14 protein-coding genes are annotated in these 14088 nt (G+C 61.6%); 5 read left to right on the forward strand and 9 right to left on the reverse strand.

Features of this window, described 5'->3' with window-relative positions; translation table 11 throughout:
* Positions 1-62 precede the first annotated feature (62 nt).
* From era to ACR30Z_RS13335, 4 genes are read right to left on the reverse strand one after another with little or no spacing between them, the layout of a single operon-like run.
* Positions 63-1025 carry a GTPase Era gene (gene era / locus ACR30Z_RS13320; protein WP_434373013.1) on the reverse strand — a complete coding sequence of 321 codons (963 nt, stop codon included), beginning with the start codon at positions 1023-1025 and terminating at the stop codon, positions 63-65.
* The gene (locus ACR30Z_RS13325; protein WP_434373014.1) at positions 1009-2340 is read right to left on the reverse strand and encodes a hemolysin family protein; all 1332 of its coding nucleotides are present in this window, start codon (positions 2338-2340) and stop codon (positions 1009-1011) included. Before ACR30Z_RS13325 ends, era begins: the two co-directional genes overlap by 17 nt.
* Positions 2337-2810 carry an rRNA maturation RNase YbeY gene (ybeY, locus tag ACR30Z_RS13330; RefSeq protein WP_017197588.1) on the reverse strand — a complete coding sequence of 158 codons (474 nt, stop codon included), beginning with the start codon at positions 2808-2810 and terminating at the stop codon, positions 2337-2339. The genes ACR30Z_RS13325 and ybeY overlap by 4 nt, the downstream gene beginning before the upstream one ends.
* Positions 2807-3889, reverse strand: coding sequence for a PhoH family protein (locus ACR30Z_RS13335; protein ID WP_144648349.1), 1083 nt, complete (start codon positions 3887-3889; stop codon positions 2807-2809). The genes ybeY and ACR30Z_RS13335 overlap by 4 nt, the downstream gene beginning before the upstream one ends.
* Positions 3890-4152: 263 nt before the next feature.
* Between ACR30Z_RS13335 and ACR30Z_RS13340 the strand changes: the two genes are divergently transcribed.
* The gene (locus ACR30Z_RS13340) at positions 4153-5190 is read left to right on the forward strand and encodes a GerMN domain-containing protein (protein WP_306439362.1); all 1038 of its coding nucleotides are present in this window, start codon (positions 4153-4155) and stop codon (positions 5188-5190) included.
* Between the two features lie 33 nt (positions 5191-5223).
* Here ACR30Z_RS13340 and ACR30Z_RS13345 read toward each other — a convergent pair whose 3' ends face one another.
* From ACR30Z_RS13345 to hrcA, 3 genes are read right to left on the reverse strand one after another with little or no spacing between them, the layout of a single operon-like run.
* Entirely contained in the window at positions 5224-5997 is a 774-nt protein-coding gene (locus tag ACR30Z_RS13345) for a 16S rRNA (uracil(1498)-N(3))-methyltransferase (RefSeq protein ID WP_144648350.1), read from the reverse strand.
* A gap of 2 nt (positions 5998-5999) precedes the next feature.
* The gene (dnaJ, locus tag ACR30Z_RS13350; RefSeq protein ID WP_144648351.1) at positions 6000-7127 is read right to left on the reverse strand and encodes a molecular chaperone DnaJ; all 1128 of its coding nucleotides are present in this window, start codon (positions 7125-7127) and stop codon (positions 6000-6002) included.
* A 50-nt stretch (positions 7128-7177) separates the two neighbouring features.
* Positions 7178-8185 carry a heat-inducible transcriptional repressor HrcA gene (gene hrcA / locus ACR30Z_RS13355; protein ID WP_144648352.1) on the reverse strand — a complete coding sequence of 336 codons (1008 nt, stop codon included), beginning with the start codon at positions 8183-8185 and terminating at the stop codon, positions 7178-7180.
* Positions 8186-8401: 216 nt separating this feature from the next.
* Here hrcA and ACR30Z_RS13360 point away from each other — a divergent pair, with 216 nt between their 5' ends.
* Both ACR30Z_RS13360 and ACR30Z_RS13365 read left to right on the forward strand, forming a co-directional pair.
* Positions 8402-9253 carry a DUF3097 family protein gene (locus ACR30Z_RS13360; RefSeq protein WP_144648353.1) on the forward strand — a complete coding sequence of 284 codons (852 nt, stop codon included), beginning with the start codon at positions 8402-8404 and terminating at the stop codon, positions 9251-9253.
* A gap of 122 nt (positions 9254-9375) precedes the next feature.
* Positions 9376-9789, forward strand: coding sequence for a DUF4870 domain-containing protein (locus ACR30Z_RS13365; RefSeq protein ID WP_144648354.1), 414 nt, complete (start codon positions 9376-9378; stop codon positions 9787-9789).
* A gap of 24 nt (positions 9790-9813) precedes the next feature.
* On the opposite strand, the gene hemW is transcribed toward ACR30Z_RS13365, so the two are convergent.
* Positions 9814-11043 (reverse strand): radical SAM family heme chaperone HemW, encoded by a 1230-nt coding sequence (gene hemW, locus ACR30Z_RS13370; protein ID WP_434373017.1) that lies wholly within the window; start codon positions 11041-11043, stop codon positions 9814-9816.
* Positions 11044-12897, reverse strand: a complete 1854-nt coding sequence (gene lepA / locus ACR30Z_RS13375) for a translation elongation factor 4 (protein WP_026540780.1) — start codon at positions 12895-12897, stop codon at positions 11044-11046. It abuts the gene before it with no gap.
* A 159-nt stretch (positions 12898-13056) separates the two neighbouring features.
* On the opposite strand from lepA, the gene ACR30Z_RS13380 reads away from it, so the two are divergent.
* Together ACR30Z_RS13380 and rpsT are read left to right on the forward strand one after the other, a co-directional pair.
* Positions 13057-13593 carry a type II toxin-antitoxin system PemK/MazF family toxin gene (locus tag ACR30Z_RS13380; protein WP_434373018.1) on the forward strand — a complete coding sequence of 179 codons (537 nt, stop codon included), beginning with the start codon at positions 13057-13059 and terminating at the stop codon, positions 13591-13593.
* Between the two features lie 169 nt (positions 13594-13762).
* Complete coding sequence (gene rpsT / locus ACR30Z_RS13385; RefSeq protein ID WP_011774926.1) at positions 13763-14023, forward strand: 30S ribosomal protein S20; 261 nt, start codon at positions 13763-13765, stop codon at positions 14021-14023.
* The last annotated feature ends 65 nt before the right edge of the window (positions 14024-14088 follow it).

Here is a 14088-nt window from a genome sequence, read left to right on the forward strand (position 1 = left end):
TAGTTCCCGATTCTGAGAAGTTCCTTATCGAGCCGAAGCCACGCCGGATCCAGTGACTCCGGCTAGAACCCCAGCTTGACCAATTGCTTGGGATCCCGCTGCCAGTCCTTGGCCACCTTGACGTGCAGGTCAAGGTAAATCCGGGTGCCGAGCAGTGTTTCAATGCCCTTGCGTGCATTGGTGCCAACTTCACGCAACCGGCTTCCGCCCTTACCGATAATGATCGCCTTCTGCGAAGGACGCTCGACATACAGATTGACGCGAACGTCCAAAAGTGGGTTGTCCTCGGTGCGCCCTTCACGGGGGACGATTTCTTCCACCACCACTGCCAATGAGTGGGGAAGTTCATCGCGGACGCCTTCAAGGGCAGCTTCGCGGATGAGCTCGGCAATCATGACGGCCTCGGGCTCGTCAGTAAGCTCCCCGTCCGGGTAAAGCGGCGGAGATGACGGCATGTGGCTGATCAGAACATCCGCAACTGTGGACACCTGGAATCCATCGGCAGCAGAGACTGGAACGATGTCCGCCCAGCCCTGTTCACCGAGGACTTCGCGACCCAGCGCGGCGACGGCAAGCAGCTGCTCCGTCAGCGCCTGGCGGTCCACGAGGTCGGTTTTGGTCACCAGCGCGACGATCGGCTTGCGCCCTACTGCGGCCAGTTGGGCAGCAATATACTTGTCCCCAGGGCCGACTTTCTCGTTGGCCGGCAGGCAGAAGCCGATGGCATCGACTTCAGCCAATGTGTCGGCAACGAGTTCGTTGAGACGCTTTCCAAGCAAGGTTCGCGGCCTGTGCAGGCCAGGTGTGTCCACCAGGATCAACTGCGCATCATCCCGGTGCACAATACCGCGGATCGTGTGACGCGTGGTTTGCGGTTTGGCCGAAGTGATGGCCACTTTTTGGCCCACCAGGGCGTTGGTCAGTGTCGATTTGCCGGCATTCGGACGGCCGACCAACACGGAGAACCCTGCGTGGAAGCCGCCGAAGTCGTCATCGGCATTGAAATTCTTATTTTGCTTGCTCACGTGGAACTCCCTGTTGCGTTGAGTCGGCGTCTTCGAGTAGGTCCTCAAAGTCAGTGTCTTCCTTTGGCATGGCTGCCGCAATGATGTGGCTGACCCGGTTTCGACGACCCTCCAGCCTATCCGCCCTCAGCGATACTCCGTTCACTTCAACCGAGCTGCCCACAATCGGAACCTGACCCAGCGCCTTCGCGAGGAGGCCACCGACGGTGTCCACCTCGTCGTCGTCGAGGTCTACATCAAACAACTCGCCGAGGTCGTCAATGCTCATGCGCGCGCTGACGCGATAGGTACCATCGCCCAGGTCGACGGCCTCTTCAGCTGCGGCATCGTACTCATCCACGATCTCCCCCACAATTTCCTCGATGAGGTCCTCAAGGGTTACCAGCCCGGCCGTTCCGCCGTACTCGTCGATGACGATGGCCACGTGCGTTGACTCCTGCTGAAGTTCCCTCAGGAGGTCGCTCACGGGTTTGGATTCGGGGACATATCGGACGTCCCGGGCAAGCGAGTCAACGTCATGGGCCTGTAGTCCGGTCTCGCTGCGATGCATTGCTGCAGCCACATCCTTGAGGTAGAGAATGCCGCGGATCTGATCCGTGTTCTCGCCGATCACCGGGATTCGGGAGTAGCCGGACCGCAGGAAAAGACCCATTGCCGTTTCAAGATCCGAGCCTGTAGCGATGCTGACAATGTCTGTCCTGGGGACCATAACGGAACGGACCAAAGTGTCACCGAAGTCGAAGACCGAATGAATGAGTTCAGCCTCGTTGTCTTCGATCATGTCCGACTCCGCGGCGCGATCCACGAACTCCCGGAACTCTTCTTCGCTGACGAAAGCATCATCCCCGCCTGGGGCGCCGGGTGCGACCGCCTGTCCCAAGGCCACCAGCCAGCCCGGAATGGGTCCCAGGACCCAGCAGAGGAACCTGATGAGGGGCGCAGTGAAGCGAACCACAGGCCCCGAATGCGCCCTGCCCAATTGCCTCGGCGAAACACCAACCAGCACAAAACCGATTACTGCCATGATGCCGGTGGCCGCGAGCCCCGCAAGCCATACGTTGTCCAGCAAACTATGCAGGACCACAGCGACGGCAACTGCTGCCGCCATTTCAAACCACACGCGCCAGAAACGCAGGGCACGCATATGTGCAATGGGGTTCTTGAGAATGCCTCCCAAGGCCTTGCCCTTGCTCCGGACTATGGACTGTTCGGCCTCATGCCGGGGCAGGAAGTTGAACGCAGCCTCGGCGGCGGTCAGTAGTGCAACGAAACTGAGGAAAACCAGCGCCATGCCGACCAGGATGATCGAGGTCACTGCATGGTCTCCATGGGGGCATCCTTGCCCAGGAATTCAGACAGCAGTTCCCGCTGCAAGCCGAACATCTCTTCTTTTTCCTCCGGCTCTGCATGGTCAAAACCAAGCAGGTGAAGGATGCCATGAGTCGTCAGGAGCAGCATTTCATCCTGCGTGGCGTGCCCGGCATTGCGGGCCTGTACCTCCGCCACCTGGGGGCAGATGGCAATGTCGCCCAGCATTCCTTGAGGCGTGGGCTTGTCCGGAGTGCCCGGAGTCAGCTCGTCCATGGGTACGGACAGAACGTCTGTTGCCCCGGGCTCGTCCATCAGTTCAATGTGCAGTTTTTCCATGGCCGGTTCATCCACAAGGAGAATGGACAGCTCGGCTTGGGGGTGAATATACAAACGCTCAAAGATGAAGCGCGACAACGTCACCAGCTGCGCTTCATCCACCGCTACACCGGACTCGTTGTTAACTTCAATGCTCATTTACGTTCTCCACGTTTGTGATTTGTGCCTGCGGCGTCAGTGCGGTGCGCGTCATCCCAGGTGCTGTACGCGGAGACGATATCGGCCACCAAGCGATGGCGGACGACGTCAGCGGCATCGAGGATGGAGAAATTGACGTCATCAATTCCCGAGAGGATTTCGCGGACAATCCGCAATCCGGACGTGGCGCCAAAGGGCAGGTCGATCTGGGTGACATCGCCGGTGACCACCATTTTTGAACCGAAACCGAGCCGGGTGAGGAACATCTTCATCTGTTCCGGCGTGGTGTTTTGAGCTTCGTCGAGGATGATGAAGGCGTCGTTCAGCGTGCGTCCGCGCATGTAGGCCAATGGTGCGACCTCAATGGTCCCTGCGGCCATCAGCCTCGGGATCGATTCCGGATCCATCATGTCGTGCAAGGCATCGTAGAGCGGCCGAAGATAGGGATCGATCTTGTCGCTCAACGTTCCGGGGAGGAAGCCCAGCCGTTCACCCGCTTCCACGGCCGGACGCGTCAGAATGATCCGGCTGACCTCCTTCAGCTGGAGTGCCTGCACGGCCTTGGCCATGGCAAGGTAAGTCTTTCCCGTACCTGCAGGGCCGATTCCAAAGATCACCGTGTTGTCATCAATGGCATCCACATAGTTCTTCTGGTTCAGCGTCTTGGGCCGGATGGTTCTGCCCCTGCTGGACAGAATGTTGTGTGTCAGGACATCTGCGGGGCTCTGCACCGACTGGCTCTTCAACAGCGAGACGAGCTGCTGGAGGACGTCAGGTGTAACCACGGTTCCCTTGGCCACGAGCCCGCGCACTTCCTCAAGGAGACGCATGATGCGTGAGATGACGGCTGAAGGGCCTGTCATTGAGAGCTCATTGCCCCGGACATGGAAATTGACGTCCTGGAACTGTTCCTCAATGAACCGCAGGGCTTCGTCATGGCTGCCCAGCGAGTGAACCATCTGCTCGGAGTTATCGAACGTGACAACTTCCGTGCGCGTGCCCGGTAACGAATGCGGGAACTCAGTGGGTGGCTGGTTGCCGTTTCCGGTCCTGAGCCGCCCGTTCAAAGATTCACTCATAGTGCTGGCCTAAGGGCCTGATCTCCTCCGGTTGGTCGTATTTACCCCATCGATTCGACATTCTGGCCGCCTACGAGCGCCAGCCTTGATGCCGGAATGTCTTCAATCCTACGCCAGCGCGGCCCGCCATGAACCCCCAATCGCGCGCCCCCTCAAGGCCTTCGGCGGAATGCCGACATATTGTCTCAACTCTGCATCAAGCGGGTATCAATCATGTTTCAGTTGGCTGCAGTCCGCACTATCCCGGCCGACCGCCGTCGACGATGTGCCAAGCTGGCATAGCGGGTGGAATCAGCACCCCGCAGCCCGGCCCCTGCGGCAGCGGCTGCCGACCATCCAAGGCAGGACAGGAAAACCCCATCACGGAGCCAGCAAGCAACGGAAACGGCGCACGCAAGCGGACCAAGTCCGCCATTGCCGCGCCGGCGATGCTTGCCGTCTTGCTGCTGACAGGCTGCATCGCCAATGGCAACGGCAGCCAAGCGACCCCCAGCTCGCCATCGCTGACGGTCCAGGAGGCGCCGGCGAGCAATGCGCCGTTGGAGACGACACAGGCGTCCACCAAGATTCCGGTTTATTGGATCGGACGCAGTAAGGAAGAGGTCTACCTCTACCGCGAGTTCAGGGACATTTCCGGCGACGGAAACCCGGTGACCACGGCATTGCGGATCATGATGGCTCAAAAGCCCTTGGACCATGACTTCTTTACCCCCTGGCAGGAACCGAGCAGCCTCGCGAGTTCCATCTCGGGAAAGAACGTCATCACGGTCGATATTTCCCGCGACGCCTTCAACTCGAACCTCGACGCCGGCATGGCCCAACGTGCGGTCCAACAGCTCGTGTACACGGCCACCGCGGCCGCCTCATCCTCGGGACTCATCAACTCCGGCCAGCAGATCCAGGTGGTCATCCTGGTTGACGGGCATAAGGACTACATGGCGTTCGGACAGGTGCAGCTGGGTGAGCCCCTGGCGCGCGATGCGTCGCTGGTGGCCCCACTCTGGATCATAGATCCCCAGGAAGACACCTCCATGCCCACGGGCTTGGTCAAGTTCAACGGCCGCAGCACCGACAGTTCACGGCCAATCGATTGGCAAATCCTCCAGGACAACGGCAAGGGTGAGAAGACCAGCCTTCTCACGGGCCAGACCAAGGCAACGGGCGAACCCGGACAGTATGGCCTCTTTGCCTTCGGCGCCACTTTGAAGGCCGGCAAGTACGAACTTCGGGTCTCGCAGGTTGATGATGCCGGCAACACCATCGAAACGAGTACGGACACCCGCTTGTTCAGCGTCGGCTAGGCGCCGAGGGCCTGGTGGGCGCCGCGGCGCAGGTCACCAACGCCCCAGAACATCGCTGGCAAGCACGACGGCGGCGGGTCCTGCCGTCGACGACCGCAGGACATGGTTGCCCAACAGTGCCGTGACGGCACCGGCGTCGCTGAGCCGTGTCACCTCTCGTGGTGAGATTCCGCCTTCCGGTCCAACGATCAGGAGTACCTCGCGTGAAGACCCGACACTGGCTCCACGCAACGCTTCCGACGCCGTCAGGACAGTTCGCAATGGATTCTTGGCATCCTCATGCAGGATGACGGCCAAGTCAGCAGCGGCGACGGCTTTTGCCAGGGCGCCGGTGTCCAGCATGGGCCTCACCTCAGGAATCCATGCCCTGCGCGCCTGCTTGGCTGCGGCAGTGACCACGGACTGCCACTTGGCATGCGCCTTGGCGGCTCGATCACCTTTCCACCGCACAATCGCGCGTTCCGACTGCCACGGAACAACGGCATCAATTCCCAGTTCCGTGGCTGTCTCGATGGCGAGTTCGTCGCGATCGCCCTTGGCCAGGGCTTGGACCAGAACCAGGCGGACTTCAGGTTGCTCCTCGAACACCACGTCCGATGCCGTCACCGTCAAGGTGCTGGACCCTGCCTCGGCGACAGTGCCGGTTAGCCGGGCCCCGGCACCATCGGCAATATCCACCGGCTCCCCCACGGCCAGGCGCCTGACCGTCACGGCATGGCGGGCTTCAGGGCCGTCCAAGACGAACGTGGAACCCGGGTCCACGTGGGCGAGGCTCCCGGCCGCGGTGAAGAAAACGGGATTGCTCACCGCTACAGGTTACCGAGCTTGTCCCGCAGCTTGGCGAACATGCCGCCGCTCGCTACAAGCTTCCCTTCCGTGAACTGCTCCCCGCGAAGCTTGGCAAGCTGCTGCAAAAGCTCTTCCTGGGCGGGGTCCAACTTAGTGGGCGTTTCCACGTGCAGGTGCACCTTGAGGTCGCCTCGACCGTAGCCGCGGAGGTGGGTGACACCCAACCCCTTGAGCGTGATGATCTCGCCGGACTGGGTGCCGGCCTTCACATCGATGTCCTGGGCGCCATCGAAGGTTTCCAGCTGGAGTTCCGTTCCCAGGGCGGCGGCCGTCATAGGCACACTGAGGGTGGCGTGGAGGTCGTCGCCCTCACGCATGTACATGGAGTCGTTGTTGACGCGGATCTCCACGTAGAGGTCGCCGGCAGGTCCACCGGCCGGCCCTGCTTCGCCTTGTCCGGACAACTGGATACGCGTGCCCGTTGCGACGCCGGCCGGAACCTTGATGGTGAGGGAACGGCGGCTGCGGATGCGGCCCTGTCCGCTGCACTCGTTGCAGGGATCCTTGATGACGGTGCCGAAGCCTTCACACGAACCACAGGGAGCGGTGGTCATGACCTGGCCGAGGATGGACCGAACGGCACGCTGGACCTGACCGCTGCCACCGCAAATGTCGCAGCGTTCCGGATGGGTACCTGGCCGGCAGCAGCTTCCGTCACACGTGGGGCAGATAACCGCGGTGTCCACTTCAAGCTTCTTGTTGACGCCGAATACAGCATCCTTGAGATCGATGCGGACGCTGATGAGTGCATCCTGGCCGCGACGAACACGCGAGGCCGGCCCGCCATGGCCGCCGCCCCCGCCAAAGAAGGTGTCGAAGATGTCCTGGAATGCGAAGCCCTGGCCGGAGTATCCGCCACCGAACCCGTTGTCGGTGCCGTTCTCATTGCCGGTGGCATCGTAGACGCGGCGCTTCTGGGGGTCCGACAAAACCTCGTAAGCATGGGTCACGGCCTTGAATTGCTCCGCGACATCTTCGCCCGGGTTTACGTCCGGGTGGAGTTTCCGCGCCAACTTGCGGTACGCCTTTTTGATCTCTTCCCCGGTGGCTTCCGGCGAGACTCCCAAAACGTCATAGTGGCTGCTCAAAGTCGGTATCTCTTCCTTGTTGTACTGCGGATGTTTCCTCGGGTCGGCGGTCAGCCGCCGAGAATGCGTGAAAGGTAACGGGCCACGGCACGAACTGCGGCCATGGTGGTGGGATAATCCATTCGCGTGGGGCCCAGGATGCCCACCTTGGCACCTGAGCCATAACCGGTGGCCACAACGGAGGCCTCTGCCAAACCGTCGTAGGGGTTCTCGCGGCCAATGCTCACGGTCACACCGCGGGGATCATCCCCCATATCGGACAACAACCGGAGCATGACAACTTGTTCCTCGAGGGCTTCCAGAACCGGCCCGATGCTCAACGGGAAATCCACGTTTGAGCGGGCGAGGTTCGCAGTGCCTGCCATCAGGATGCGTTCCTCGCGGCTGGTGTCACTCAGCGCCTGAAGCCCCTGCGCCAACGTTTGCGCCAAGCTGCGAAGCTCGGGTGGGCACAGTGCAACCACAGAGGGCAGCACCTGCGGCAACAGGGCCAGTTGCGTGCCGGCGATGCTGCCGAGGAAACGCGAGCGAAGAAGCATCAAGGCCTCGTTGCCCACATCCGAGCCCGCGTCGATGACCTTTTGGCCGACGCTCCCGGTGTCCGCAATGAGGACAACAAGTACTTGCTTGGGGGCAAGGAGGACGAACTCCACGTGGCGTACCAGCGCTCGGTTGGAGTGCGGATACTGCACGACGGCGACCTGGTTGGTCAGTTGCGACAGGAGCCTTACCGTGCGCTCCAGAATGTCGTCGATGTCATCAGGGCCCTCAAGAAGCGAGTGGATGGCCCGACGCTCGGCGGCAGAGAGCGGCTTCACTTGCGAGATCCGGTCGACGAACAGCCGGTAGCCCTTGTCCGTGGGAATGCGTCCCGCACTGGTGTGCGGGGCCGCAATCAAGCCTTCTTCTTCCAGGACTGCCATATCGTTGCGGATGGTGGCGCTGGAAACGCCCAGATGGTGCCGTTCGACGAGGGCCTTGGATCCAACAGGCTCCCGGGAATGCACGTAGTCTTCAACGATGGCACGCAGCACTTCCAATTTGCGTGGCTCACTCATTGCTCCACCTCCTGACGACTGCCGTGGTCCCTGCGACCGGTCACGCGGGATCTCGAATCGGACCACCGCTGTTAGCACTCAACATGCCCAAGTGCTAACAAGTCTAGTATGAGCTACCCCGTTGCTAGCATTGAAACCGCCCACGGCACATATGAGCGCATGGGCCCGGTAGCGACTGCGGCCGGTTCTGACTTCCAGCACAAAGGTAGGAACTCCTTGGCTTTCGACAACTGGGGCCCGCAGGATTTGTCCGCTCCTGCCAAACGCCAACTGCCCGAGGTGGCCGTCCAGCGCGGTATGGTCCTCGAAGATGTCCAGTCGGGCTGGGTCGGCGAAGTCACCCGCGTGGAAAAGTCCGGCGGAATGCACATCGTGTCCCTTGAGGACCGACGAGGGAAGACGAAGTCGTTCCAGCTCGGATTTGGCTTCCTGCTGGAGGGCCAGGCCATCCGTCTGCTTCCGCCTGCCGCGCGCCCTCCCGCGTCAGCACTTCCTGCCGGACGAACGGCCTCGGGCTCCGTGAAAGTGCAAGGCAGCCGCGCCCAGGTGGCCAAGGCCAGCCGCATTTGGGTGGAAGGCAAGCACGACGCCGAACTCGTCGAAAAAGTCTGGGGTGACGATCTGCGTGTAGAGGGAATCGTCGTGGAACCCTTGCATGGCGTGGACGACCTCAAGTCAGCCATCGCCGATTTCAGTCCGGGACCGGACCGTCGGCTCGGCATCCTGGTGGATCACCTCGTGACGGGCTCCAAGGAGTCACGCATCGCGGCCGAGGCCATGACAGTCCCCGGCGCCGTGGGGAACGTCTTGATCGTGGGCCACCCTTACGTGGACGTCTGGCAGGCAATCAGGCCCAAGGTCCTGGGCATCGAGCAATGGCCAACGGTCCCGCGAGGCATTGACTGGAAGACCGGGATTCTTAGCGCGTTCGGCTGGCCGCACGCGACCGCCGAGGATGTTGGCCTGGGCTGGCAAAGGCTCCTCGGTGCAGTGCGCAGCTATGCCGACCTTGAGGCATCATTGCTGGGCCGCGTAGAGGAAGTCATCGACTTCCTCACCGTCCCCTGAAGCAACGCCCGCCGGGAACCGCGCTGGCGTGCCATCGGGGCGTTGGTCCCGGGAAGCACGTTGGTGCCGGTATTCTGGGACAGCAACACCGCAGCATCTTTTAACAGCAAAGGGAAGACACCGTGGCAGAGAACGCTCCTGAAGAACCGGGCAGCGCCGCAGGCCGGCCCCAGTACCATGGCGCGCCTGCCAACGCACTCCCGCTGACAGCCAGTGAGGACAGGCAGTGGGCTACGCTGGCGCACTTCGGCGGAATTCTGGGCTGCCTGCCGTCGCTGCTCATCTACTTGATCTTCAGGGACCGCGGACCGTTCACGGCCCAGGAATCCAAGGAAGCGCTGAACTTCACCCTGCCGCCCACCATTGCCGCCGTTCTGGCGAACATCCTGGTGCTGCTGCCCGTAGTGGGCAATGTCTTTGCTGTGATCGCCACCGCCATCTGGGTTGCACTGACGTGCTTCTCCGTCTCGGCCGGAATCCGGGTTAACCACGGACAACCGCACCGTTACAAGCTCAACCTGCGCTGGATCAAGTAGTGTCCCCGGCGCCGACGGACGGCGCTATTCGGGCAGGATTCGGCGGACCACTGCGTCGGCCAGCAATCGCCCCTTCAAGGTGAGCACCAGACGGCCCCTGAAGGCTTGAACCGGGTCCACCAGTTCATCGGCGATCAGCCCTGCCATCGCGTGCCGCCCAATCGTGTCCAAGGCATCTACGGCAAGACCTGTCCCCAGCCGCGCCTCCAACATGATGCGCTCGACTTCCCGGGTATCGGCATCGAGGTTTTCCCGGCCTGCGGCCGGCGAACTTCCTGAAGCCAACCGTCCCGCGTAGGCAGTGGGGTGCTTAACATTCCACCAACGAACGCCTCCAACGTGCGAATGGGCGCCGGGGCCAATCCCCCACCAGTCATCGCCACGCCAGTAGGCCAGATTGTGCCGGCACGCTTGTTCGGGCGACCTGGACCAGTTGCTGACCTCGTACCAGCTCAAACCCGCTTCTGAGATCATTGCGTCGGCCAGTTCGTACTTGGCGGCATGGTCGTCGTCGTCAATTCCCGGCACTTCACCGCGGCGGATCTGGGCAGCAAGTTTAGTGCCGTCCTCCACGATCAGCGCGTAGGCGCTGATGTGATCGGGTTGGTAAGACAAAGCCGTCTCAAGCGACAATTGCCAATCCGCCATGGATTCCCCGGGCGTACCGTAGATCAGGTCCAGGCTGACCGCGAGGCCGGCCTCACGCGCCCACTGCACAACGAGCGGCACACGACTGGGGGTATGGGTGCGGTCCAGCACCTTCAGGACATGCGGCACGGCAGACTGCATGCCAAACGAGACCCTGGTGAAGCCGGCGTCAGCCAGCACCTTCAGGGACTCAGGGGTTACGGAATCAGGGTTGGCCTCGGTAGTCACCTCGGCGCCGGGTTCAAGCCCCCACTGCCCGACGGCGGCACGCAAGATCCGGGCCAAATCCTCGGCTGGGAGGAGCGTGGGAGTCCCACCACCGAAGAAAACGGTACCGAGAGGCCGCCGCGGCAGGCCCGAGGCATCAAGGGCCCCAGCCGCGAAGTCAAGTTCGGAAATAGCCGTGGAAGCGTAGGCATCCTGCGAGGCACCGCCACCGAGTTCCGTGGCCGTGTAGGTGTTGAAATCGCAGTAGCCGCATCGGACGGCGCAAAACGGGATATGGACGTAGAGCCCGAACTTGCGGTGCTCGACGCCGGCCAACACCTGCGGAGGCAGTATGCCATCCGCAGGTGCCGGATCGCCCAAAGGTAGGACGCTGGGCATCTACTTCTTGGCCTTGTCCTTGGACTCGTCAGTGGTCAGGGCTGCGATGAATGCTTCCTGCGGCACTTCCACGCGACCCACCATCTTCATGCGCTTCTTGCCTTCCTTCTGCTTTTCCAGCAGTTTGCGCTTACGGGTGATGTCACCGCCGTAGCACTTGGCAAGAACGTCCTTACGGATGGCGCGGATGCTTTCGCGGGCAATAATGCGTGATCCAATGGCAGCCTGGATGGGCACCTCGAACTGCTGCCTGGGGATGAGCTCGCGAAGCTTACCGGTCATCATCACACCGTAGGCGTAAGCCTTGTCGCGGTGTGTGATGGCGCTGAAAGCATCCACTTGTTCGCCCTGCAGGAGGATGTCGACCTTGACCAGGTCGGCGACCTGCTCGCCGTCGGCCTTCCAGTCCAGCGAGGCGTAGCCACGCGTCTTGGACTTCAGGAGGTCGAAGAAGTCGAAGACAATTTCGGCCAGCGGGATCCAGTAACGGAGTTCAACGCGGTCCTCGGACAAGTAGTCCATGCCGCGCATCTGGCCGCGGCGGCTCTGGCAGAGCTCCATGATGGACCCAACAAACTCGTTGGGCGCGAGGATGGTGGCGGAGACCATAGGCTCACGAACCTCGGAGATTTTGCCCGTGGGGTACTCGCTGGGGTTGGTGACGTGAATGACCTTCTTGTCCTCGAGGGTCACCTCGTACTCCACGTTGGGAGCGGTGGAGATGAGGTCCAGGTTGTACTCACGTTCGAGTCGCTCACGGGTGATTTCGAGGTGCAGAAGCCCAAGGAAGCCCACACGGAAGCCGAAGCCCAGTGCAGCTGACGTCTCGGGCTCGTACACCAGGGCGGCGTCGTTGAGCATCAGCTTTTCGAGCGCATCGCGAAGGACGGGATAGTCCGTGCCATCCAGGGGGTACAGGCCGGAGAAGACCATCGGCTTGGCATCTGCGTAGCCACTGAGGGATTCCGACGCCGGTTTGGCCAGGTTGGTGACGGTGTCGCCGACCTTGGACTGGCGGACATCTTTCACACCGGTGATCAGGTAGCCCACTTCGCCCACGCCGAGGCCCTTCGAGGGTGTTGGCTCCGGGGAGCTCACACCGATTTCGAGGAGCTCGTGCGTTGCCCTGGTGGACATCATCTGGATGCGTTCGCGCGGGTGGAGCATGCCGTCCACCACACGGACGTAAGTAACCACGCCGCGATAGGTGTCATAGACCGAATCGAAAATCATGGCGCGGGCCGGAGCATCAGGATCGCCCACGGGCGCGGGGAGGTCGCGGACAATCTTGTCCAGCAGCGCCTCCACGCCAACACCGGTTTTACCTGACACCTTCAGGACGTCCTCGGGGTCGCCGCCGATCAGGTTGGCCAGTTCCGCCGCGTACTTCTCCGGCTGGGCGGCCGGGAGGTCGATCTTGTTGAGCACAGGAATGATGGTGAGGTTGTTTTCCATCGCCAGGTACAAGTTGGCAAGCGTCTGGGCCTCAATACCTTGGGCCGCATCCACCAACAGCACCGCGCCTTCGCACGCGGCAAGCGAGCGGGAGACCTCGTAGGTGAAGTCGACGTGGCCGGGAGTGTCGATCATGTTCAGCGCGTAGCTGTTGCCATCGAGTTCCCACGGCATGCGGACAGCCTGGGACTTGATGGTGATGCCGCGCTCACGTTCGATATCCATACGGTCCAGATACTGGGCCTTCATGTCGCGTTGCTTAACGACGCCGGTGTACTGCAGCATGCGGTCGGCCAAGGTGGACTTACCGTGGTCAATGTGGGCAATGATGCAGAAGTTCCGGATGATGGCCGGATCTGTTGCGGCGGGCACCGGTGCGGTGCGGGCCATGGGAGACACGCAGGATCCTTACTGTCGACACTCACACGGCAATTCCTGGAACCGGGCATAGGCCAGCCGGAACACGCCGTGCATCTGATCCTCTAGTCTCCCATGAACCGGGGCTTCGCCGTACATTGTGCTTCCGGTATCCCCCGGGGCCCGTTGTAGCGTTGTCACATGGCCTTCGACTTGCGCCCTCTGGGCAAATTCCTCCTGCGTTCCCTCAAGTCACTGGGCGGCAACAGCACCAAAGCTGCCACCCGGCCAGGCGCCTCAAGGACGCAAACCCGGCGCACCGACGTCGAACGCCAACCGGGCACTTACCCCGGCGATTTCCGCGGGGCCGTTAAAGTCAACTACTCCCCCAAGCCGGATGGCCAACCGGATCCGGGCGAGATCGTCTGGGGCTGGGTTCCTTACGAGGAAGACCACTCGCGAGGCAAGGACCGCCCTGTACTCCTGGTGGGGCGGGACGGCCAGTGGCTATTGGGCTTGATGTTGACGTCCAAGGACCATGACAACGGCGCAAGGGCAGAGGACTATGTCGACATTGGCGCAGGGCCGTGGGATCGGCAGGGCCGGCCCAGCGAGGTCAAGGTAGATCGGGTCATCCGGCTGAATCCCCAGACCATCCGGCGCGAAGGTGCCGTCTTGGGTAAACGGCAGTTCCAGGACGTCTCACGCGCCCTCAGCGCCCGTCACGACTGGCGCTGACGACACGAGTCTGCGCCGAGCTCTGCTTTCTGCTATCCTTTATAGCTGTGTGTCCGTGCAGGTCGACGGCCATACATGGTTGGCTGCCATAGGCATCCCCACGCCGCTCAGTCGATGGCCAACCTGAAAACCCTCTAGACCATTTCCGCATTAAAAAGAGAGTTCATACGTGGCTAATATCAAGTCCCAGAAGAAGCGCATCCTCACCAACGAGAAGGCTCGCCTGCGTAACAACGCCGTCAAGTCCGAGCTGAAGACGGCCATCCGCGCCGTCAACACCGCCGTTGAGTCTGCTGACAAGGATGCTGCTGGAACTGCACTTGTTGCTGCCAGCCGCAAGCTGGACAAGGCTGTCAGCAAGGGCGTTATTCACAAGAACAACGCTGCAAACCGCAAGTCGGCGATCTCCAAGAAGGTCAACGCACTCTAAGGTTTTTCCAGTTCGACTGAGCTGATCAAAAGGCCGGCACCCATAGGGTGCCGGCCTTTGGGTTT

This window comes from Paenarthrobacter sp. FR1 (genome assembly GCF_051106045.1).
Taxonomy (GTDB): Bacteria; Actinomycetota; Actinomycetes; order Actinomycetales; family Micrococcaceae; genus Arthrobacter; species Arthrobacter nitroguajacolicus_A.